This window comes from Chitinivibrio alkaliphilus ACht1 (assembly GCF_000474745.1).
Taxonomy (GTDB): Bacteria; Fibrobacterota; Chitinivibrionia; order Chitinivibrionales; family Chitinivibrionaceae; genus Chitinivibrio; species Chitinivibrio alkaliphilus.
On record NZ_ASJR01000004.1, the window covers coordinates 1 to 22,805 of the forward strand.

At 46.5% G+C, this 22,805-nt stretch carries 23 protein-coding genes; 14 read left to right on the top strand and 9 right to left on the bottom strand.

The window, feature by feature from the left end:
- Nucleotides 1–76 precede the first annotated feature (76 nt).
- The 6 genes from CALK_RS11955 to CALK_RS11960 form a co-directional block, all read right to left on the bottom strand.
- Nucleotides 77–1,030, bottom strand: coding sequence for a GGDEF domain-containing protein (locus CALK_RS11955; RefSeq protein WP_022636084.1), 954 nt, complete (start codon nt 1,028–1,030; stop codon nt 77–79).
- Nucleotides 1,027–1,224 carry a hypothetical protein gene (locus CALK_RS02575; RefSeq protein WP_022636085.1) on the bottom strand — a complete coding sequence of 66 codons (198 nt, stop codon included), beginning with the start codon at nt 1,222–1,224 and terminating at the stop codon, nt 1,027–1,029. Before CALK_RS02575 ends, CALK_RS11955 begins: the two co-directional genes overlap by 4 nt.
- Nucleotides 1,224–2,291 carry a LacI family DNA-binding transcriptional regulator gene (locus tag CALK_RS02580; RefSeq protein ID WP_022636086.1) on the bottom strand — a complete coding sequence of 356 codons (1,068 nt, stop codon included), beginning with the start codon at nt 2,289–2,291 and terminating at the stop codon, nt 1,224–1,226. Before CALK_RS02580 ends, CALK_RS02575 begins: the two co-directional genes overlap by 1 nt.
- Nucleotides 2,292–2,417: 126 nt before the next feature.
- Nucleotides 2,418–2,594, bottom strand: coding sequence for a putative motility protein (locus CALK_RS02585; protein ID WP_162146692.1), 177 nt, complete (start codon nt 2,592–2,594; stop codon nt 2,418–2,420).
- Between the two features lie 58 nt (nt 2,595–2,652).
- Entirely contained in the window at nt 2,653–3,618 is a 966-nt protein-coding gene (locus CALK_RS02590; protein WP_022636088.1) for a radical SAM protein, read from the bottom strand.
- Nucleotides 3,619–3,629: 11 nt separating this feature from the next.
- Nucleotides 3,630–5,876, bottom strand: coding sequence for a patatin-like phospholipase family protein (locus tag CALK_RS11960; protein WP_022636089.1), 2,247 nt, complete (start codon nt 5,874–5,876; stop codon nt 3,630–3,632).
- A gap of 98 nt (nt 5,877–5,974) precedes the next feature.
- Between CALK_RS11960 and CALK_RS02600 the strand changes: the two genes are divergently transcribed.
- Nucleotides 5,975–7,477, top strand: coding sequence for a hypothetical protein (locus CALK_RS02600; RefSeq protein ID WP_155851769.1), 1,503 nt, complete (start codon nt 5,975–5,977; stop codon nt 7,475–7,477).
- Complete coding sequence (locus CALK_RS02605) at nt 7,452–8,054, top strand: hypothetical protein (RefSeq protein WP_022636091.1); 603 nt, start codon at nt 7,452–7,454, stop codon at nt 8,052–8,054. Before CALK_RS02600 ends, CALK_RS02605 begins: the two co-directional genes overlap by 26 nt.
- Before the next feature lie 3 nt (nt 8,055–8,057).
- Here CALK_RS02605 and CALK_RS02610 read toward each other — a convergent pair whose 3' ends face one another.
- The gene (locus tag CALK_RS02610) at nt 8,058–8,966 is read right to left on the bottom strand and encodes a helix-turn-helix domain-containing protein (RefSeq protein WP_022636092.1); all 909 of its coding nucleotides are present in this window, start codon (nt 8,964–8,966) and stop codon (nt 8,058–8,060) included.
- A gap of 518 nt (nt 8,967–9,484) precedes the next feature.
- Between CALK_RS02610 and CALK_RS02615 the strand changes: the two genes are divergently transcribed.
- Entirely contained in the window at nt 9,485–10,489 is a 1,005-nt protein-coding gene (locus CALK_RS02615; protein WP_022636094.1) for a hypothetical protein, read from the top strand.
- A 6-nt stretch (nt 10,490–10,495) separates the two neighbouring features.
- Here CALK_RS02615 and CALK_RS02620 read toward each other — a convergent pair whose 3' ends face one another.
- Nucleotides 10,496–11,473: an FAD:protein FMN transferase gene (locus CALK_RS02620; RefSeq protein WP_034636463.1), complete on the bottom strand. Its 978-nt coding sequence runs from the start codon at nt 11,471–11,473 to the stop codon at nt 10,496–10,498.
- 29 nt (nt 11,474–11,502) lie between these two features.
- Nucleotides 11,503–11,955: a preQ(1) synthase gene (queF, locus tag CALK_RS02625; RefSeq protein WP_022636096.1), complete on the bottom strand. Its 453-nt coding sequence runs from the start codon at nt 11,953–11,955 to the stop codon at nt 11,503–11,505.
- A 135-nt stretch (nt 11,956–12,090) separates the two neighbouring features.
- Between queF and CALK_RS11965 the strand changes: the two genes are divergently transcribed.
- The 11 genes from CALK_RS11965 (at nt 12,091) to CALK_RS02680 (ending at nt 22,776) form a co-directional block, all read left to right on the top strand.
- Nucleotides 12,091–14,088 (top strand): HD domain-containing phosphohydrolase, encoded by a 1,998-nt coding sequence (locus tag CALK_RS11965; protein ID WP_022636097.1) that lies wholly within the window; start codon nt 12,091–12,093, stop codon nt 14,086–14,088.
- Nucleotides 14,078–14,962 carry a DMT family transporter gene (locus CALK_RS02635; protein ID WP_022636098.1) on the top strand — a complete coding sequence of 295 codons (885 nt, stop codon included), beginning with the start codon at nt 14,078–14,080 and terminating at the stop codon, nt 14,960–14,962. Before CALK_RS11965 ends, CALK_RS02635 begins: the two co-directional genes overlap by 11 nt.
- Before the next feature lie 95 nt (nt 14,963–15,057).
- Nucleotides 15,058–15,618 carry a LolA family protein gene (locus CALK_RS02640; protein ID WP_162146693.1) on the top strand — a complete coding sequence of 187 codons (561 nt, stop codon included), beginning with the start codon at nt 15,058–15,060 and terminating at the stop codon, nt 15,616–15,618.
- Complete coding sequence (locus tag CALK_RS02645; protein ID WP_022636100.1) at nt 15,599–17,101, top strand: flagellar hook assembly protein FlgD; 1,503 nt, start codon at nt 15,599–15,601, stop codon at nt 17,099–17,101. The genes CALK_RS02640 and CALK_RS02645 overlap by 20 nt, the downstream gene beginning before the upstream one ends.
- A complete protein-coding gene (locus tag CALK_RS02650) occupies nt 17,073–18,140 on the top strand; it encodes a hypothetical protein (RefSeq protein WP_022636101.1) in 1,068 nt (355 codons plus the stop codon). Before CALK_RS02645 ends, CALK_RS02650 begins: the two co-directional genes overlap by 29 nt.
- A 10-nt stretch (nt 18,141–18,150) precedes the next feature.
- Nucleotides 18,151–19,137 carry a hypothetical protein gene (locus tag CALK_RS02655; protein WP_022636102.1) on the top strand — a complete coding sequence of 329 codons (987 nt, stop codon included), beginning with the start codon at nt 18,151–18,153 and terminating at the stop codon, nt 19,135–19,137.
- 28 nt (nt 19,138–19,165) lie between these two features.
- Nucleotides 19,166–19,621 carry a hypothetical protein gene (locus tag CALK_RS02660; RefSeq protein ID WP_022636103.1) on the top strand — a complete coding sequence of 152 codons (456 nt, stop codon included), beginning with the start codon at nt 19,166–19,168 and terminating at the stop codon, nt 19,619–19,621.
- A 15-nt stretch (nt 19,622–19,636) separates the two neighbouring features.
- Entirely contained in the window at nt 19,637–20,119 is a 483-nt protein-coding gene (gene smpB / locus CALK_RS02665; protein ID WP_022636104.1) for an SsrA-binding protein SmpB, read from the top strand.
- Nucleotides 20,116–21,225 (top strand): N-acetylmuramoyl-L-alanine amidase family protein, encoded by a 1,110-nt coding sequence (locus CALK_RS11970; protein ID WP_022636105.1) that lies wholly within the window; start codon nt 20,116–20,118, stop codon nt 21,223–21,225. The genes smpB and CALK_RS11970 overlap by 4 nt, the downstream gene beginning before the upstream one ends.
- Complete coding sequence (gene murI, locus CALK_RS02675; RefSeq protein ID WP_022636106.1) at nt 21,218–22,051, top strand: glutamate racemase; 834 nt, start codon at nt 21,218–21,220, stop codon at nt 22,049–22,051. The genes CALK_RS11970 and murI overlap by 8 nt, the downstream gene beginning before the upstream one ends.
- Before the next feature lie 2 nt (nt 22,052–22,053).
- Nucleotides 22,054–22,776, top strand: a complete 723-nt coding sequence (locus tag CALK_RS02680) for a YebC/PmpR family DNA-binding transcriptional regulator (protein ID WP_022636107.1) — start codon at nt 22,054–22,056, stop codon at nt 22,774–22,776.
- The last annotated feature ends 29 nt before the right edge of the window (nt 22,777–22,805 follow it).

The following is a 22,805-nucleotide window of genomic DNA, read 5'->3' on the forward strand; positions in this document are numbered from 1 at the left end:
ACATGTACTTTGCAGAAAGTCAAAGATCAAATTCGGCCTAAATATACATCTCTTGTGAGGAAGAAACAATACTTTTTTATTTTCTGCTTACCCCGGCTTTTCTTTTTCGTCGTTTCTCTTCATAGAGTAGGCTGTCTGCTTTAGTGAGTACCGCATTAAAAGCTCGTTCTGTGTAGTTTTCAAGAAGTGAGTAACCGATACTGCAACTGAGGGTGAAACCGTTTTCAGGGTGTGCTGTATTGTATGATGCAAAGTTTTTGCGAATCCGTTCTACGATTATTCCTATGGTTGTTGCGTCAATTTGAGATGCAAAAATGGTGAATTCATCTCCCCCTATACGACCGATAATATCTTCTTCTCGAACAGAATTTTTGAGTATTTGTGCAGTTGCTGCAATAGCGGTATCCCCTGCTTTGTGACCAAGGGTATCATTTATTACTTTTAGGCCGTCAAGGTCAATAAACATGAGTCCTGCCACGGTGTTTGTTCTCTTTAATCGTGCAAGCCGTGAGTAGGAGAGTGTTAAAAAACCTCGACGATTATAGAGTTTTGTTAAGTCGTCAGTTATTGAAATTTTCTGCACTTCCTTAATTAAAGAAGCTCCTTTTATTGCCGTGGCGATCCCCATGCGAATAGATTCATATGCATCGATTGGAATATTTCGTTTGTATTCAAGAAGCAGGATTCCCGTTTGTTCTTTATTAAAAAATATGGGCATGTAGAGTATGGTTAAGCGTTTTGACTGGGCTTTGTCTCGATGTTCAATATGTTCAAAGGGGACTTGTTGTTCCCGGCTATCGAATTCGCTGATCGTATCTCCACGAAGCTCAATGATGTTGTTTGCTGTTTGAGGGGGTAGCCATTCTTCATACTGAATTGGGGTATCGTAGAGAAAAACTTGTACATACTCAAGCTTCAACGACTCTTTGACGTGGAGTAGACTTTTTGTTAATGAGTGATAGTCAAAAGAGGTGATAATATCTTCAATGAATCCACGGAGTTCCCACTGAGAAAAGACCAATTCAGTCATTTTGTTTTTTCAGAACGAACTTCAGTGGTGTTAATTATACGGTAAATTTGTTCAACCGCCTCAAATATGTCAATGGGACGTACGGTGAATAAATCGGTATATTCTACGGTGCATTGCAGGAAAAAGGTCATTACATCCCGCCAGATTGAGATATCTTTTTTTGCCCGTTGTGATCGAATAATTGCGGTATGCACTATTTGTATGAACTGCTTCTTGTCAAAGGGGGGGTGGAGAGTGCTGAGGTAAGTGACTGTATCCACGGAGAGATGGGGAGATCGATGTAGCCATTTTCAATAAAGTGAGCTGAGAGAGGATCTACACATACTGTTTGAATCGATGGCTGTATTGGTGCGGGAAGTGGGATTTTACTTTGTATGCAATTAATATTTTCCGTCGATTCTCGGGTAAGTAATTCTGCTGAGATGTAGTTGATTTTATGCTCTGTTTCTGGATGTGTACAGAGCTTTTGAAGGGCTTCGGCGGCTCGATATCCTAATTCGTCAAAGGGTTGATTTAGGGTGGTGAGAGAGGGGGTAGAGTTTTGTGATATGTCAGAATTGTCAAACCCTCCAAGAAGCACATCGTCGGGGACAGAGATTGTGTGTCTGTCAAGGGCTTGGAGGGCACCTAGGGCGGTATCATCATCCACCGCTGCTATGGCATCAAAATCTGCTCCTCTCTTGAGGAGTTGTTCCACTGCTTCTTCGCCTTCTTCTACACTGAATTGACAGTTCCTAATAACGAGTTTTTCCGAAAAGGGAATACGGAACTCCTGCAATGCTCGCATATAGCCTGCAAATCGTGCCTGTGCTTCTTCGTGGTCGTCGGGGCCGCAAAGAAAGGCAATTTTTTGTTTTTTACAATCCGTGATGAGGTGGCGGACAAGGTGGTATGTTCCTGCTTCGTTGTCGGTGAGAAAGGCTGTTTCTCCAGGGCATGAAGAAGCTATGGATACGCGTGGTATGCAGGGGATTGAGTCAATAAACTCCATGAGAGTGGCATTACCGATATCCTCAGCAATAAAGCCTCCTAAATAGATGAGGCCATCAAGCTTTGTATTGGTTCGTATGGCATCAAAAATTACTTTATAATGTTCTTCAAGTTTTCCGGTTTTTTGTTGGAATACGGAGATATAGGCTGTGACATCAATATTGTTTTGTCTGCAGAATCGTTCTATGCCCTTCCAGACACGGTGTTGTCCCGGTTCTTCAATCGTTGAAAGAAGCACTCCAAAATTGAGGCGTTCTATCGATTTCTTCATATCCCCTACCCGTTTTGTATAAGACTGTACATCGTATATAGGGTATAGTATTTACGGGAAAATGCATGGTTTTTCTGTTCTTGAGCAGGATTCTGTACTATGGGAGGCAGGGGCCTCCCCACGAAATTAGCCTTGAAGATCGATCTGGGTGCCTTGGTTTGGCATGTTTGCAGACTGCGGCATCGCACGCAGAAGATTCGCTGCTGTTGTTTCTGCGCTGTCTATGGCTGTCTTTTGGAGACGGCTGTTGATTTCAACCGCAAGACGTGCTTGATTTACTCCACCAACAGATACATCGCTCATAAAATACTCCCGGTTATACATTTACTCTCCCCATATATCGGCAGAAAGAAGTAATTCTTTATCTATTAAAGGGAAAATCTTTCAGATATTTCTGTAAAAAATACCTCCCCTTCGCGGCAAGGCTCTGTAGGAAAAGGGAGTCGTATCGGTAGAGATAGGAGGGGTCGAAGTAACAATTAATGTGGCATCCGGAACAATAGGGGTGTGAGCCTTCTGTTACCAGATATGCGTGCCGCTTATACGATGCATAGGCCGTCGAAAGATCGGGGGTGATTGGTATGGCGGTTTCTTTGTTGTGGTAGCAGGGTAAGGCGAGGGTGTTATCCGGGAGAATAACCACGGTAGATTGCACTGCTTTACAGCGAGGCGCTGTTGTGGAGTTGCCCCCCCTTTGTCTGAGGGTGAGGTGGGCTTTGTTTAGGTATACGCGAGGATGTTTTGCCCATTGTAGAGCATATTCATGGGTGCTTGCACTGACGGGGTCATGGCCGGTATCTGAAAAGACAGGATCCAGAATAAGCATGAGTTTTTTTTCTTCGCAGAGCGAGATAACTCCCTTCAGTGAGTGAATGTTTTCATTGGTATAGGTAAAGAGGATATCCGGCTTCATCTTGTGAGCACAAGCGATATCAATAGCTTCCAGCACAGAGTGATAGGACCTGACGCCTCGAAGCATGTCGTGTTCTTCTGCCGTATCTGAATCAAGGCTGAAATGGAGAAGGTCTATTTTACCGATGAGTTGAGATACTCGTTTTTTAAAGAGAAGAGTATTTGTGGTTACGGAGGTTATAAGCCCTTCTTCTTTTGCCGCAGATAAAAAAAGAGGAAGGTCTTTATGGAGGAGTGGTTCTCCTCCAGTAAAATCGACAAAGCGACACCCGACTTTGCGTGCCTCTCTAATATTGGAAAGTACGTGAGACGGATTTGCGTATTGGGGTGATTTTTTCTTCCATATGTTACAGAACGTACATTTTGCATTACATGCTTCAGTAATATAGTAGTGGAGTAGGAGTGGTTTCTTCATAGTAATCCTCTTTAAAAGCTATGGCCGAGGGAAAACCGAATGAGCGATGAGGGAATGGTTTTTGTTTCTTCCGGCAAGTTGTTTTTCAGTAGGGTTGCCCAAGAAAATCGCACGGGTCCTACGGGGGTGTCAAGGGATAATTCTGTTTCAATTCCGAGAGATTTTTGTTCCGCTAATTCTCGTGGTGTTCTACTTGTTCCAGCATCCCAGAGGGATAGTATATCGAGATAATTGCTGAGATAGAAATCACTGTCTCTTAGCCGGAGTCGTTTTTTAAAGGTGAGGAGTAGCGCCTTATCTATGGAGAGGGCGTTGTCTTCAAGGCCTGCCAAGGGAAGGGTTATGTTGACATCGGAGGGAGTGTGAAGCCTTCGGTGGCGACTGCCTCCGAGGTAATTGCTGTTGGTGATGGTTGGGGTTTGGTCTACCCAGAGATATTCGAGGCTTGGTATAAAAACCACGTGCTCATTTGGGAAGGAAAAGGCGCGTGTGTGGTTGCCCGCAAACAGAAGGGATGAAGAGGGGAGATTGAGATTGCGTGCACCGGAAATAAGCCAAAAAACATGTCTGCTTCCCGTAGTAGAAAAGGGCTCCTTGTCAAGGGTTTCTGCAATGAGGGAGCCCCAAAAGTAGGTGTGGAAATTATTGTCAAGGGCAGGGATCTGGATGTCTGTGCTGCGGGAGATTGTGGCAGATTCAAATTTAACACCTCCAAGGCATTGTATGGTGTTGTTGAAATCGAGCCCGCCGGAGAAAAGAAACCCCAATTTTGAAATGCGGGTTTCATCGTAGGATACCAAGCTGAGGGTATCATGGCGATCACTATCGGTGACTATGGTGTCTCGTTCGCTATGTCGAATAATGTCTTTTGCACTGAGATAGCTTTGGAAAATATAATCGTTGCGAACCTGCGTTGCCACGGGAAGACTTCCCATGATGTTCAGGGCGTATTTCTCCCGGTGTTTTCCATATTGGATATAGGCTTGTATTTTTGTTCCAACGCCCCAAAGATTGCCTATTTCGGGAGCAAGGAAAAATTCTGCGTTGTAGTAGTTGTCCACACGGCTTCCAAAAGAAAGACGGAGACGCTTCTTTTCTTCTACTTCGATGAGGAGGGTGTCGGATTCAGCATACACATTTACTGTGGAGAAAAGCCCTGTTCCGTAAATGGTATTTATGCTATGCTCAATACCTTCTGGTGAGAGGGTGTCCCCTTTCTGAATATGGGAGTGTCGTGTGATAAATCCATCTCGGGTGTTTGTATTACCCAGAACATGAATGGTTTCTATGGGAACGGGGCTCTTTTTTGCTGTCGTGTCTTTATCTTGGGCGAAACCTAAGGCTGGGAAGTCGGTTTTCAAAGCTTCGGCCGTTTTTCTATAGGTGAGATCTATGTATTGAAATATGTCTCCAGCTTCACGGTGTGACTGGCTTTCTGCGGGGGCATGTATTAAAAGATCTGCTCGTTTTCTTCGTTTTTGTTTTCGCGCCTCTATGGTATGACCCACAACTTGCAATCCAATATTTATGGGGCTGTTGAGATCCTCTGCAGTAAAGAGCGGTGAGGTTGCATCTGAAGCTATAACAAAGTCATCATCTCCAATGTATTCGGGTAAGATGGGAAGGTTATCGGTGATACCGCCGTCTATGAGGAGGGTTCCTTCATGGGGTACCGGGGCAAAGGCGAGAGGGACTGATGCCGAGGCCTTAATCGCTTTTACGAGATTTCCTTCAGAAAACACAACACTTTCACCGGTGAGTAGGTCACTGGCAACCACCCGTATGGGTATCGGTAATTTGTCGAAGTTGCCTGAAGCAGATTGCAGTTTCGGGGCAATGAAGGGGGATAGTTTTGTGTAGATTACTTGTGCTTCAAGAAGGGAAGAGGGCATTTGGGGGCGGAAGTCAGAGCCAAATTGAAGGGTGAATATTGGGGTGGGACTGAGGTGTTTTTGTGGTATGGGTATATACTGTTGCTGGGGTATATTACGGATTTCATTACGGAGATCGGTGTTTTGGAGTATGTATAAAATCTCATGGCTGCTGTAGCCTGCAGCGTAGAGGCCGCCAATAATGGCTCCCATACTTGTTGCAATGATGAGGTCTGGTTGTATGTCTGCTTCTTCCAAGGCGCGAATTACCCCGATGTGAGCAAAGCCGCGTGTGCCCCCACCGCTTAAGACCAGCACGGTTTGTGCGGAAGCAGATAGAGAGAAGGAGAGTATGAGAATATACATGAGTAAATGGTAGAGTTTCATAGATAGTAGTCTCCCCTCTTTTCCAATAATATAAATTATTTGTATCATCTTGTTTCATATTCACTGTGCCTATGAGAAAATCAATACAATTTTGGGGAATGATTTTTCTTTGTTCGATGCATATTGCCGGGGTGGAAATTCCCCAAACGCTTGATGATGTACATCTTCTGTATCGGGAGGGGGTACTCTCTGCTGAAGATGCGGAGCGCTATGAAGATCTCATATTGACACCGCTTATACCCTCGAAAGAAGGATGGGAACGTCTTTTAGCGCTTTCGTCTTTTTCTGTCAGCACAGAACTTCCAAGTGCGACGACCGTGGCTCTGTACATTGACCATGCAGAAAAACACGAGGATGATTTTTTTTCAAGATACCCAGAGTTATACCCCTATGCGCATCTTATCGATCTTACCGCGCAACCGCACTTGTTTTCAGGAGATGTACGGCTAACACACCGGCAGAATCCTTATTATGGCCATCGGGGCGGGCGTATTTCTGGAAAAGTGCAGGTTGACGAAAAACTGGAGTTGCAAGCAAGTCTTGCCGCAACGGACACGTCGGTGTATTGGCATGAGCGAGCCCTTGTGACAACGCCTTCTTCGAAGTGTTCCCTCAGTATTGGTTCCTATACTCTTCCGCCAAACCCCTTAGTATGGGGAGACTTATCCAAATCATCCCGCACTGCCGCCACAGGATCATTCCTCACTCCCTACCGAGCAATGTGGAACGGGGTTTCCTTTTTTCATGCTGGAAGGCACGGGCCCTCTCGGGTCTTTGTGCACAGCCGTGGTTCGGGCATACTCGGTGGTGCCATGAGTAGCTATGAAACTTCTTCTGCAGAGTATGGTGTTGGTGCATTTGGTGGATCGCTTCCTGGTTCAGGGGTACTTTTTGTTCGAAGAGAAACATCGCGCGGTCGTATGGATTTGGTATTAACAGAGGAGAAGCGGTGGGCCTTTTGGGGGGAGTTTCGCAATAGCAGGGGTGCGCGTTCCGGCCATACTGCAGTGTCGTTTGTACAGGAGGGGTATTATGCACCCTTTGCTACGCAGTATACAACGCTGAAACGAGTGCGCCCTCAGAATGATCAGGCGGGGTTTATAGAACATCGAGGACAATATCGCACGGGAGTGGTTCGTTTGTATCGCCATATTGTACTCGCCTTTTCCGAAGCTGCACAGTATCAAAGCATCCTTGGAGGAGTAACCGTATATTCTCCTTTGTACCTTCGAACGTCTCTTGCACGCACCTACGAAACGGTACGTGATGTATCGGTGCGGCTTACGTGGGAGAAGGAGGGGCGTTGGAGCCCCCTGGAGTGGATGGATGTGATTTTCCGAGCTTCTCAGAGATATGAGTATACACGATGGGTTCGAGCCTTTCTTCGTCAAGAGATTCGCCTGCATTTGGATCAAATGCAGGCAACGGGCACCTTGTTTTTTCGCCAGCAGGTTTGGCGAGATAGAATTATGCCATACGTCGGCATTGGGCTGAGACGGGAGGGGTCTCACGGTGGGTATGGTTTTCGAGTGCAGGGGCCCCCGGGAAAAGATTTTATATCACGAGGAGTTATCCATGGGAATTTTAGTTATTCTTTTTAGTTGCATGTTTCTCTATTCTTGTGCCCTTGAGGAGTATCCTCGCCGCACGGAGAATGCCTCTTTTACCGTATATGTTGACTCTCAGAGTATTTTTGTACAGGTCCTCATGGAGGAGAATGAATTTATCTTTTCTCCTGATACAACCGGATGGGATTCAGATAGTCTTTCTAAAGAAACAGACACCTTTTTTGCTATCGGTGGTGATACTTTATTGGCTTGTTCTGCTTCGGAGAAATATGATCAGTATCCTTTTTCCATTCATTGTCATAGCGGAATCATTCTCGCCTCAATATGTCTTGATTCAATAGTCGTTGTTGTTCCCATTGGATATGATTCCGGTCGGCGGGATACTCTTCCACGAGGTGATGTCTACATTACTCCAGCAAAACACACCATGGTACCAGTTTCACTTCTGTATGAATTGGCGCCATCCCATGTTCTCATACCGGCCCGAGGTCCCCATGATTTATATGAGCATCTTCTTACGGCAATGAGTTCCGTGGGGGGAGTCGTCCATCCCATACGAACAAGGCAGTACTCCTTTACCAGTGATGGATACTCTCTGTATTGGGAGTAGTGCTTAAAAAGGGTATTGGGTTTTATGAATCTCCCGAAACTGATAGGGCGCTTTTCCCACGTGGCGATGAAAGATTTGTTCCATCTCTGCAATACTTGAAAAACGACAGTCATGGGCAATATCTACTTCACTTGAATAGGAAGAAATAAGGCGTTCCTTTGCTACTTGCAGGCGTCTGGTAAGGACGTAGGTAGAAAAGGGTGCCTGGCGTAAGAGAAGGCATGCCCGGTTTACTGTTTTTGCTGAAGTGTGAAACTTTCTTGCCACGGTATCTACGTTCAGAGAATCGGTGACAACATGGGCATCAATATGCGTAACAATGGAGTGGTAGAGGGGGTTGTCATGGTTTTTCTGTGCAAGGAATGTTATATATTTTTTCTCAAGGAATGTCCAGAGAAGTGCGAGAAGTGCGCCCGCAAAAAACGATATGCCTAAGGCGTGTAGGGGTGCTATGGTTATGGATCGTCCTTGCCTTTGTACAACCACGGGAAACGTTGCCGGAGCAAAGGAGCGTTGTTTCGCCCCCGACACAAGAGAGAGATGCGAATCCTCTCTACCAATGAGAATATTGAGACCGAATTTCTCAGGTATCTCTCCCCCGAGGAACATGGGAGGGATCTTTAGGGTAAAACGTTGCTCATCACGTGCGGTGTGTATTTCGGGGGTAAGTCGCAGCGGTACCGATGAGTAGGTTCGTGTAAAGAGGGAGTCTCGATGAATTTTGGTGTTTACCAACTGTGCCTGTGGCGTGGTAGTAAGAGAGGTGAATTGCAATATGGTAAGTTCTTCGTCGGGGTATGGGGCGCTTCTGTTTTCATGGTCTATGTAGAATGTTATGGTGTCATTTGGAGAAAAGGTGTCCCCCCGAAGCCCCAGGAGTAACTCGAGCTTATTGTTCTGTTTTTGCGGCACGACAAAGAGCGTATCTGCGTTCTCTATCCAGAGAGTGTCGGGAGTATAGGGTGCGGGGAAAAGGGCAAGGGTATCACGGTTAATCTCATGGGCAAAAAAGAATATCCCCGGTTCAATATGTCGACGGAGAATCGTGTCATTTCGAAAGTAGTGTAGGGATATTTCGGCACCATGATAATATTGATTCGGAATATCCTCCGTGGGGAGGTGTATTCGGTATGGTGGATTTGTAAGTGAAGCAATTCGTTTGGTTATGGTGCGTTGTGATTTGTTTCGATAGGCAAGAGAGAAGGTGATGCTGTCAAGGGGGGTGTCCCATTCTGCTGCAATGGTACAGGTGGCATGGGATATGATATCTCCACGGGTGGGAGTTATAAGATTCGCCCATGTCGGAGAAAAAATGGTAAGAGTGAAAAGGAGTATGGTGAGTTTTTTTTCACAGAAGGTCCATTCTGATAAATATACACCCTAAATATTAAATTATTTTATATATTAAGTCAAGAGAGGTAGACACAAATATGGCATTCTATGTGATTTTATTACTATTTTCTATACCCCTTTTTGGGGAAACCTCTTACTATACAAATGTGAATAGTCGCTTGTGGATGCCGCCTGAGTATAGTGCGCAGGGAGAGGCGTCTCAGGTGTTTACGAAAACAGCGCATCCCGAAGCAAACCCTGCTACGCTTTTTGCAGAATCGAAATCTCTCCACGGTGGGTATAATAATTATTTTCACAATAGTTTTTCCACTGCCTTGGCGGCTGTACAAATTCCTGTAGATTCACTACAGTCCTTTTCTGCGGCCGTGGCCTATCTTCTTGTTCCTGGTATTGACTCGGTTTCTGCTGTTGTTGATGACCACGGTGTTCCTGTTGAATATGAAATAACTTCTGAAAGTGCCTCGGAGATATATGTGAGTTTGGGGTATGTACGCCGCATTCTGAGGAGAGATCTCATTGAAGCGTATGCCGGGGCATCGCTACATATGAACCGTCGTCGTCTTATTGCATGGACGGGGCACGGTCTTGGGGTTGATCTTGGGGCGTATGCCCGTGTATGGGATCGCCTTCATGTTGCAGCTCATATCAAAGATGCCACAACTCATATGATGTATTGGAACGAAGAGTATACAGAATATGGTCTTCCCCGGGCATATGGGGCCCTTGGGTACACGGTTGATTTTGGAGATAATTCTGGCCTCAATCTTTCGTATAAGACGCCAGATCTCTTTGGAAATTCCGGTGTGATTTATGAGGACTTTTCAACGCCAGAATATTATGAAACGCCAGCCTTGGTGCAGTCTGTACGGAGTGATCTCGGGTTGCTTGTGCGCGCAGCTTCTTACGGGGCCGAGTTTTTTTACAATACCGTTTCTTTTCGAACAGGCTATACCATACGCAATTCTCTTACCTTTGGAGCAGGGGTCAGTCTCTTTGAGCGTGTTACCATTGATTTTTCCTATGAGAATGCTCCGGATCTGGCTCATACCTATAAAATTGGTACAACCTTTTCCTGGGAATAATTGCCCTTAGTCTCTACAGCGAATATCCGGGCTTTGTGGACCTTGTATGGTATGCACCGTTGCTGCGCGGTCAACAATGATTGCAGTAATGTCAGGCAGGGCGGAGAGAATCTTCTCAGCCTGTGCCACTGGGTGGGCGAGTAGTCCTGTGGAAAGGATATCTGTGGTGACTGGGTTGTTTCCAATAAGAGTCACACTTTGATTTTCCTCGGTTGGGTATCCTGTTTTGGGGTTTAATATATGGTGGATTCGGTGCCCCTTCGCATCGCGTCGGTATCGTTCATAATCGCCGCTGGTAACAACCGATCCAGTTGCTACATGAAGTGTACAGAGCACGGCACCTGTTTTCCGTGGGTGTTGTACGCCGAGAATAAAGGGTGTGTCTGTCGTATCATGTAAATAGAGATCTCCCCCAATTGAGATGATAAATCGGGGGATGTCTTCCTCCAGAAGATAGGTCTTCAGGGCCTTGATTACATAGGACTTGGCAATTCCTCCCACGTCAAGGGTGCTTTTGTCATGGGAGAATATGAGCGTATCCGGGGCAATAGTGGTTAGGTGTTCCATTCCGGTATAGCGAAGCAACTGGGGGAGAGCCTCTTTTGTCTGAGCACTGTGAAGATTGGGTAGGCCGCTTTTCTGGGGGGTATTCCAATAGTGGCGAAGTGGAGCAGTTGTGATGTCAAAGGTTCCCCCGAGTACTTTATGGCCCCACTGGGCTTGCTGCACCATATCAAAGAGTTCTTCATCTACTATTACCGTATCTGAAGTGCGGTGGTTTACCTGCCATACCCACGAGAGGGTGTCCATTGGTGAGTATCGTCTATTATAGCGATTGAGCAGTTGAGTAACCCCGTCCCACAGGGTGTCATCCGGCGGGGTGGGAGAGGTAAGGGTAATGTCGATGTGGGTTGAAAATTTCCAAAATCTTCGGTGATGTTCCTCAGGTGTTGTATCATGGTTTGTACAGCCGCTGAGGAACATGAGCCCACAGAAAATACCCGCAAGAATATTCATCCGTGATATGAGCGGGTGTGTGGTGTGTGTCGTAGTAGTAGCGTGTCTGCTCCATGAGGACGCTGTACGGGGGTTTCAAAGACTACGGTTGTGTCGACATTTCCCCGGGGGAAAAAATCGCCTGTGACCATGGCCCAGGTGGGGGAGAGTTGTTCGCACAGATGGGTAAATATGAAGTGAGTCACCTCTTCATGGTAGGTGCCAATCATGCGAAAGGCGTTGAGAAAGAGCTTCCATGATTTTAATTCTACCATGGATGTATCTGGTTGGTAGTAGAGCTCAATTGAGCCAAAGTCGGGGTAGCCTGTTTTGGGGCAGACACAGGTGAACTCTGGAAAGACAATACGGACAACTCCCGTGTTGTCCATTGGGCTGGGAATGGGTTCCAGTTTAGGAAGACTTTCTTTGGTTCCAGGCTCCTGTAACAGGCGGATATTATCGTAGAACATGTATCCTCACTTATGGGGGTGTTTCGGTATCAGTACATTGAAGAAAATAATTAATTATCTGCTGTGTGACTTTTTTTATATTAAATTACCCTATGAAGTGGTCTGCGAAGTTGGTTTAACAAAACAGCGGGTTTTATGGATATAGACAAGAGAAAAGTGCTTGTAATTGATGATGATGCGACCCTTTGTCATGCCATGGAGCGGTATTTGCAGAAAAAAGATTTTGATGTGCTCACCGCCTCCGATTGCGAAATGGCTCTGGACCTGCTCAAGCAGGATTACCCCCATGTAATTGTCGCAGATATAAATATGCCGGGAATGTCCGGGCTTGATTTGCTCAAGCTGATTCGTCAACGAGATAAGGTAATTCCTGTTATTATTACCACGGGTGATCCGAATATTAGCACCATGATTGAAGCTATACATAACGGTGCGCAGGATTATATTATAAAACCCTTTTCTATGACCATGCTACGGGAGAAGATTGTAGAAACCCTTGAGGTTATTCACCGGTATAAAAATACAAACGTTCTCGCTGAACTTGTGGCAATTCACTCCGTATCAAACCGTCTAAGTAGTACCCACGAATATGATGAGATCCTAGATATTGCCTTTGACTCATGCCGAGAGTCAACCAAGGCGGGGCGGGGATATATTATGCTCCGTGATGAATCGGAAGAGTTTCTTAATCTTGTTCGCGTGTGGGGCAATTATCATGGTCCGGAGTATACCCGCATACAGCAGAATGACGGAGAGTGGGAGGCGGCCAAATGGGTATATCGTAAAAATCGTGCTGTTGCCCTCTACGACGGAGCCTCTTTTCCGTATAAAGACCTTCCCTTTGCTCAGGAAGTTACGGGGGTGACGATTCTTGCGCCAATACGCATAAACGGAACCCCCCATGGTGTGGTGAGCATGTCTCGACAGAACGATGACGGTGAGCACGGGAAAATAGAGCTGAGTCTATTAGAGATTTTAGCGGGGCAGTTGGGAAATGCCCTGGGAAGTGTAAAGCTCTATAAGGCGTTAAATAAACGGATTTCTGATCTTCATTTTATTTCCGATTATGCAGAGCAGTTTGTGGGCTTGTTGCAGCCTGAAAGTGTGGTTACCTCCTTTGTTGATACCATTTGTGACTATTTTACCGTTGACTATGTTGGGGTTCTCTTTTTAAAAAAGCGGGGCGCAGCTCTTTATTATTGGAGTACGTACGAGCTGGACAAGGCGCAGCACGATGAGATTATGGACGGCCTTGTTACCTGTTATAACGATAACTCCTCAAGCACTGCCCTTACATCGCAGCAGGTACAGCTTGCCAAGGTTCGTGAAGATGGGGAGCACCCAAAAGATGCGGCTCCGGCCTTTTCCTATGCTAAAACCCTGCCCCTTGTGTGGGGAGAGTTTGAGTTTGGCTCCATTACGCTACAGTGGGTAGATCGCGATGTCGATTTAGAGGAGAATGTTAAATTGCTCCGTGGGATAATTAACCAAACCCGTATCGCCTTAACGAATGCAAAGTTATTTAATGACATTAAAGAAAATTATATTCGCACGATTAAAGCCCTTGCCATTGCCGTTGACGCAAAGGATACCTACACCCATGGTCATTCCGAAAATGTAATGTTTTATTCTGAGATTCTCGCTCGGTATATTGGGCTTTCAGAACAGGAGATACAACTGGTTAAAGATGGCGGGTTACTCCATGATATTGGGAAGATCGGTATCCCCGGGGTGATTCTGAATAAGCCGGGCCCCTTAACCGATTCAGAGTATAACGGGTTTATGAAAACGCATCCAGCTCTGGGAGCAGATATTATCAAGGATGTGCCCTTTCTCCGAGAGCTGAAACCGCTCATATTATACCACCACGAACACCATGATGGTTCGGGATATCCTGAGGGGTTGCGCGGGGATGAGATACCTCTCGGGGCGCGTATTATTCATATTGCCGATGCCTTTGAAGCTATGACATCCAATCGTCCGTATCGAAAAAGCCTGGGAAACCAGGAGGCTGTATGTCGGCTTCGCAAAAATGCCGGTTCACAATTTGACCCTGCGCTTGTTGAGACTTTTATCACGGCCATGCTTGAAGCGGGAAAGCTCAGTGAGGATGAGTTAATTGGTGTCTCATAGGGATCGTTTAATACGACGAAAAGCTGTTTTGTACATGGTGTTAGCTTCTCTCTCCTTTGCGGTTATGCAAAGTGCCGTAAAGGCAACACCAGAGGTTTCTGTCTTTCAGAAGGTGTTTGTGCGAAACCTCGTTTCTTTGGTGATTGCCTTTGTGCTGATACGGAGACATGGGGGGCGGCCGTGGGGGACGGGGAAAAAATCAAGAATTCTTCTTCTGTTTCGTTCTCTTTTTGGGCTTCTCGGGGTTTTTCTTATCTTTTTTGCCATAGAGCATCTGAGTGTGGCCGATGCTTCTGTGTTTATCCGCCTCTGTCCGTTTTGGGTGGTGCTCTTATCGGCGCTGTTTCTCAGTGAGTCATTGACAATTCCCAAAGTTGTGTCCCTTCTTTTAGCCTCCCTCGGTACTATTATTATTGTGCAACCCGGTTTCGCCTCAGAGGGGGATACAGCGCATATTCTTGCCGTTGTACTTGGGGTAATAGCCTCATTTTGTGCGGGGGTTGCCTATCTTTTGGTAAGCATACTTAAGTCCTATGAGAAACCGGCAACCATTGTATTTGTTTTTTCTCTGTTTTCTGTTATTGCCATGTTTCCCTTTGTCCTTTCCGACGAGAGAATTCCCCAAGGAGATGAGGTTGCACTTCTTCTACTTATTGGTCTCAGTGCTGCAGCGGGGCAGCTTTTTCTTACGACATCCTATCGTTTAGGAAAAGCCTCGGAAGTCTCCATTTATAACTACTCCGGAATTGTTTTTGCTGTGTGTATCGATATTTTCTTATTTCAGACGATCCCTTCTTTTTTTACGATCCTTGGCGCTCTCTGTATTACTGTTGCGGGCATTGTTGTATATTATGGGGGGCGAAAAGAAAACTAATAAAACCAGTAACATAATCGGTAGTACAGGCAAAATACCGTTACTACGGGGGTGCAATAATGCGAATGCTGTTTTTAATTTTGGTTCTATGTGGTATGTCTTTGTCATCTGAGCTTGCTGAGATTGTTTCGCAGCGCTTAGACAAGCCCCTCCGGTTTTCCTACGATCTTGAGATTTATTGGGATGTGCGCGAAGTGACCACCAGGAGTAGCGGAGATGTTATTCTTGATCAGCCGCGGCGAAGTTTTCGTTTTTCCGGTAATGATACAGAATGGGTGAGTGACGGGATTACGGTATGGCAGTACAGCGCCGGCACAGATCAAGTGGTGATACAGGACTATCTCGATTTTGACCCAACCCTGCACCCGTCAACCATGCTTCGTCGTTTTACTTCATATGATTTTGAAAAGGTACGTGATTCTGCGGGTACCTCTGTGTATCAATGGCAGGCACCACCTGATACGCTGGTGGAGTATCAGCAGATTGATGTTTATGCAGACATTTCTGCGCGGCGGTTAGATACGATTCGGTTGGTGGACCGTGACAATAATATCAGCACGTATCGCATTACGTCATTTAAAGAAAAGACCGATCTTTCGGAAGATCTCTTTGAGTTTACTCCTCCCCGGGGGGCGCATGTTATCGATAATCGATAAGGGTGTCCTTTGGGGGCTTCTGTGTGTTGCAGTGGCTGTACAGGGGGCTCCTGTGGCGTTTCGTGAAGATATTACCCTCTCTTCAAACGAAATTGTTCAAGCAGCTCATGTACATGATGGTGAAGATATGGTTCCCCTTATCATAAACGATGAGGGAGTTATGGTTGCTGTCTCTGAAACATCCCCTTTTTCTGGTGTTTCAGGCTTTTCATATGTGTGGCATCCCCTTCGTTTACAAGAACTTGGTTTGCCTGACGACTTGGCTCCACCCCTCTGGGTGCCCCGTATGGGTGCTGTGGGAGAGGGCGCGTTTTTCCTCCGAGATTTTTCAGAAGACTCCCTGCGCGTGGCAGCACTGCCACGTGGGGCATGGGATGAGGTTCAGAGTATTTCCTTACCAGCGGAGTCACGTCGTGGCTTTTTTGGTGTTGCCCCCGTGGCAGATGCGGACGGTGTTTGGATCCCCCTCAATTATGGCGGAGTTGTTCGAGCTATCTGGGAAGAGTCGGGTGATTTTCAGTGGGATCTGCAAATGATTCCCGGCGATACGGTACACACCTTGCGCGACGATTCTTTGTTACAGCCTGAACCTGACTCGGTTGCTGATACGGCTCGGGTTCGGTCTATCTACCCCGTAGAAGATTCTCTCTGGGTGTTTACAGCAACGCCGGTCTCGTGGGTTTTTACCGATTCAGCTTGGAGTGATACGACTCTCTTTGCCGACGCGTCCCTGCTGGGAATGGAGCGTTCTCCCGCGGGGCGAACTACCTACTATGGGAGTATCGGAACTACCCCTGTGTTATATGTTGAGGGGGTTTCTGGTGAATTTGAGCAATATGATGTGCCGAATCTCGGTGCTCTTACCTATGGTGATGATTCAACCCTTATTGTCTTTACCACAGAATCGCAGGGACGTTTTTATTCCATAGAAAATACTGACCCAAAGCAAGAGGTATCTTCGTGGCAGCGCTCGTACAATGCTGTCTTTGACACCGCCTTTGTTTTGCAGGATCCCCGCGTATATGGTGTTGATCTCGTGGCGTATGCTGATTCTTTCTACCTTTCCATTGCAACCTCAGACGGAGCGTTGTTTGGGGCTTTTGACCAGCTTGAACGGGCCCCGGAGTTTACCCTCTTTCGCACTGATCGTCCGGTGCGTTCAGATTTGCGAGAAGTCTATGCGCAGCCCTCCATCTTGAATAACCGCTTTGATCGGGTTCTTTTTGTGTACTCCTTGGAGGAGGCGTCCACCGTTACTATTGATATATTTGATGCAAATATGGATTTTGTTTGTCGCATTGTCGATGAAGAGCAGCGTTCCCCTGGAGGAACACAGCATAGTACAGATCGCCGGTATGATAGCTGGGATGGTACTCGTAATAATAGTGGTGGAGAGCGGGTCTCCCCCGGGGTGTATATATTCAGAATTCGAACAGGCGGAGGGGAGCAGGCCTTTGGAAAAGTCGTTGTTGCAAAAAATTAAGATCCTGAGTATCCTTCTTCTCAGTGGCCTTGGGCTGTCTGTTCTTGCCTCTGGTCGTGGCGGTCGTGGTGATGCGCTTATGCGGGCTCCCATGGGGGCCTATGCAACGTCGCTTGGTGGTGCCGCAACGGCGAGACCTGCCTTCGGAGATGCGTGGTGGAATCCTGCATACTCCGCATCTCGACAGGCAAATCATCTCTCCGCTGGGGTTGCTCGAAAAAGTCTTGATCGGGGAGAACATTTTCTTGCCTACGATGGGGCTGTTTCCCAAAGCCCCTTTGGCTACTCAGTTCTATTTCGCCATAGTGGCTTTCTGGGGCTTGATTCCCTTCGTGATGATCAGGGAGAGATTCTTGAATCAGGGGATAATTACTCTCTCATGCTGATGGGTGGGCTCTCCTTTCGTGTGCAGGATGATCTTTTCCTGGGGGTGTCTACGGGGTGGCGGTATAATACTCTTCCCACAGATTTTCATGGAACAGAAATAGAACAGCGAACCTCCTCTGGCTTTGGCGGTATTTCTCTCTTTGCCATGTATACAGGGCTATCAAATCTTACCGTTTCCGGTGGTGTTCGTGAACTATTTCTCGATCAGTCCTGGAGCAGTGATGACGCAACGGCAATCTATTTTGCTATTGAAGATACGGCCCTCACTCCATTTACCGTATCTCTACAGCACGATCCTGTTTTTTCAGCAGAGGCGCTTTCTTTTTCCTACGATGTTGATGTCTATCTTTTTTCTCACGGGTTTCAGCGGCTTGATCATCCCTTTCTTATGGCTAATATGGGGGTAGAGTGGGGGGCAAATGAAGTAGTACAGCTTCGTGCTGGGGTGATGGATATTCTTCTGGATGGCTTTGTGTTGAACCCCGATGAAGAGGTGCTTTCTGAGAAATATCGCCCTCTCTTCACGGGTGGTTTTGGGGTGCAGACAGATTCCATAATCGATTTCTACTCCATGGTACTTAATTACTCTCTTCGGGGCAGCTCTGTGGGGGCGGGATTTGATCATGCCGTCGATTTTGTATTTCAGTTTTAAAGGACTTGGTATGTATCTCATATTTCTTCTTCTGTTTCTCTGTAGTGTGAGTGTGCATGGTCGGGACTATTCTTGGGCGGGGCGGTCTGGGTTTCAGTTTCTTCGTCGCCCCGTCAGTATCTCGTCTTCCGGTATGGGGGGTGGGGGAACGGCCGATGTTTCCGATTTTACACGATATATTAATCCAGCCCTTGCCGGTGATATGGAGGGGCCGGAGTTAAATATGGCCTTTGGAAACACAACCTTTCAAGATAATTTGCGTTTTAGTGGAGAAATGGCTTTTCCCTTTGGCAGTTACTTTTTTGGTATCACCATGCTGAATCATAGGATTGACGATATCTATTTGACTGGTGATCTTCAAAGCGAAGTTCCTACGGTTTCAACAGCGTGGCAGAGTTCTGACTTTTCTGTGACAGCAGGGGTTAATAGAAATCGCTATTTCCGATGGGCCGTATCTCTTGGCGGGGCATTCGAAGAGTTTGACGGGTATCGGGCGGGGGCCTTTGTGGCATCGGCTGGTACACAGGTTCGTTTGTTGGAAGAGCAGCTCCTCCTCGGATTTTCCGCATTGAACCTTGGTCAGAGTACCTCATTTCTGCGCGACTCAACCGATTTGGGAGATGGTGAAGATCTTCCACGGACATTTCGTGCCGGTGCTGCGTGGCGTACCTCCCTGGGCGAAGTTCGTGTACAGCCCTTTGCCGATATTGTATATTATCATACCTATGATCCTGATGACGGTGTGCGAGAAAATATCTCTGACAGGGTTTTCTATCCCCTTGGGCTTGTGGTGACCCCGGTAGAATGGATGCGTTTGCGGGTTGGGAAAAATCTGGGCCATGAAACCGATCTTGTTGCCTTCGGGACAACCCTGCAAGCGGACTACCTCTCCGCTCGACTGGCCTTTGCAGTACAGGATTTTGACGGGGCTCGACATATGGAATGGAACCTCGGTGTCGGCTTTGATATTGGTGGGTTTGCGCAACAGGAAAAATAGATCCTATTTCGTTATACAAGGAGTGTGTATGAAGCAGTGGGTGATTCTCGTAATACTCTGTGTGGTTCCGGTGTGGGCCAATCAAAACCTCGCCTTTCATCAAGAAAGTCAGAACATCTATGTGGGGATTCACCCCGCTTTTGGTTCGTATGGTTCTGTGGGAGTTTCCGGTGTCTATGAACGAGGGGTGATTAACGATATGTTTTCTCACGGTGGTGAGGTAAAACTCCATGTTGGGGGCTTTGGTATGGCCGGGTTGTACCGGTTTAACTTTCACCCCTTTGGTGTTCCTGATGCCAACGTTGAGGTGGCAGATGTGATGGATTTTTATACCGGTCTCTCGACGGGACTCTGGTTATCTAACAGGGTTGGGTTTATGTTCTCTCCCATGATTGGAACAAAATACTATTTTACTGATACCATTGGTGGTTGGTTTGAGGTTGATTTTTATGGGATTGATCTCGGGATAGCAATTGTTCTGTAAGATAAAAGAGGTGTAATGGCGAAGAAACAAAAGGGTGTATCAACTAAGAGCGGTATCACCCGTATTAGCAAAAATCGCAAGGCCTATCATGAGTATGAGGTACTCTCAACATATGAAGCAGGTATGGTACTTACGGGAACAGAGGTAAAAGCGCTGCGTGCAGGGAAGGTCAACTTATCCGATGGGTTTGTGCGCATTGAACGTGGCGAGGCATTTTTATATAATGTTCATATTGGGCAATATGAGAATAGTGCTGTGTATGCCCACTCGCCAGAGCGTGTTCGGAAGCTTCTCTTAAAGAAAAAAGAGCTCCTGTATCTCTTTCAGCAGACCAATAAACAACCTTTGACACTAGTTGCACTGGAAATTTATATTAAGAAACGCTGGATTAAATTAAAAATAGGCCTTTGCCGAGGACGCAAGCTGTATGATAAACGTCAAAAAATTAAAGAACAAGAGAGCACGCGGAAGATTGCTGCTCTTATGAAACGTGGATGATGAGAATATACAGTACCCTCCTTGTGTTTTTGTGGATCACCTCGCTCCACGGCCTTTCTCTTGTAGGTCTCAGCGGGAAACCGTACTCCCTTGATACCATTACCCGTGAGGGGCGTTCCTTCATTCGTCCAGCCCAAGTGTGTGATTTTTTACGATTTTCCGCCACGACAGAACAAAATTCCTTTACCCTTGTTTCTCAGGGTGATACGTTACTGGTTGACGGTCATTCAGGAGTTGTTTCTCATACGGGGGATACTCTTTCCCGGGCACGTGTATACGTGGAAGATTCTCTCCTGTTTATGGAAGCCCGCTCTTTCTTTTCCCTGTTGACAGAGCTCACCTCCTTTTACTTTGTTTTTCAAAAAGATACGGTGCTTGTATCGCGAGAGCCACAGTTGCCCTTCTATGATGTATCAGGGGTTGTTGTTGTAGATCCCGGTCATGGGGGGCGAGACCCCGGGGCCATTGGTCCACAGGGAACCTACGAAAAAGATGTAGTTCTCAGTCTTTCAAAAGCTCTTCGCGATTACATAGAATCCGTTTCTCATATTACGGTGTACCTTACTCGTGAAGAAGATGTCTTTGTGCCACTTATGGACAGAACCGCCTTTGCAAATGAAAAGCAGGCAGATCTATTCCTCTCGGTCCATGCCAATGCTGCCTTGGACAATAAAAATGCCCGTGGATACAAACTCTTTTTTCTTGCTGAAGCAGAAACAGAGATGGAACGGCAGGTGGAAGAGCGCGAAAATGCTGTTATTGAGTATGAAACAACCGATGCAAATCGAGGAGTTATTGAATCAATTCTTTCAGATATGATGTCCACGGAATATCAAAAGGAGAGTCAGGAGTTTACCATACACTCTCTGGAGACGTTGGATCGATCTGTGCAGAGTGTTGCCCCCTTTGGAAATGGAGTGGGGCAAGCAAACTTTTTTGTATTGCGCGGTGCAGAGATGCCGGCGGTGCTTGTTGAGTCAGCTTTTATTTCTCATCCTGAGGAGGAGAAAATCTTACGTACGTCCTCGTTTTATGAAGAATTTGGCTCCGCTCTCGGGTCGGCGGTCGTCTCTTTTCTTGAAATAAATGGTTCTTTCTATGAGTGATTCACGACCCATTGCAGTTTTTGATTCCGGGTTAGGTGGCTTGTCCGTTGTACGGGAGTTATTACAATTGGTTCCCGGTGAGGATATTATCTATTTTGGTGATACCTTGCGTTGTCCCTATGGGAGTCGCTCTACAGAAGCAGTTCGCGAATTTGCCCAAGAGGTGGCCACGTATCTTCTCTCACAGGATGTAAAGCTCTTTGTGGCAGCGTGTAACACGGTGTCTGCCACTGCCCTTGATGCGATTGAAGCATGTGTTGGCGGTATGATCCCCGTCATCGGTGTGATAGAGCCGGGAGTGAAGGCAGGGATGGAATCATCATCGCAAAAATGTATTGGAGTTATTGGGACTCGTGCAACCATCGCCTCTCGTGCCTATACCAATCTTTTTTACACCTATGATCCTCTCATTACCGTATATGAAAAGGCTTGTCCCTTGTTTGTTCCCTTTGTTGAAGAGAATATTCTCCGGGGAAAACTCCTGGAAATGCTCATTGATGAGTATCTTGACGAATTGGTAGATCGTGGGGTGGATACGATTGTCTTAGGATGCACCCATTACCCCCTCTTAAAAGAGTCTATTCACTCTGTGGTGGGTGGTCGCGTCTCCATTATCGATTCTGCGTGGTGGACCGCGCAGGAAGTGCGCCAAATGCTTCATACACGGGCACTTTTCTCTCCCAAAGAGCAGGGGGAGCACCTTTTCTATGTAACAGACATAACACGTAATTTTACAGCCGTGAGCCGTTCGTTCTTAGGACGTGATGTGAATGTAAAAAATATAGACTTACACAGGGAATTGCGAAAATTAAATAAGGAGATATAGATATGGCTGGACATTCAAAATGGGCTAATATAAAGCATCGTAAGGGTGCACAGGATGCTAAACGGGGCAAGGTGTTTGGGAAAATTATCCGTGAAATAACCGTGGCGGCCCGTCTTGGCGGGGGGGATCAGGAAACAAACCCGCGCTTGCGGACTGTCCTTATTAAAGCCAAGTCAAACAATATGCCCAACGACACCATTGACCGTGCTATTGCTCGTGGAACCGGTTCTGATGATTCTGTTCAATATGAAGAAAAAGTTTTTGAGGCGTATGGACCGGAGGGGGTTGCCTTTGTCATAGAAACCCTTACGGACAATATTAATCGTACGGTGAGCGAAGTTCGCCATGCCATAAATAAGCACGGCGGGAATCTTGGTACTGATGGTTCGGTGTTATGGATGTTTCGCAGACAGGGGGTAATTTCTCTTTCTGCTGAAGGAATTGAGGAAGAGGAGCTCATGGAGACAGCCTTAGAGGCAGGAGCATCAGATATTGAGCAGGATGGTGCGTATTTTGTTGTTTTTACTGATCCAGGAGCATTCTCCGATGTAAATGATGCTCTTGAGCAGCAATATACCTTAGAAGAGAGTGATGTGAAGCTTATACCGGAAAATCATATTCGTCTCACCAGTGATGAAGCCATTGAGAAAGTCTTTACCTTTCGAGATGCCTTGGAAGATCTCGATGATGTACAGGCGGTACATGGCAATTTTGATCTCCCATAGCTTTCTGTATTACTCCGTGAAACCACCTG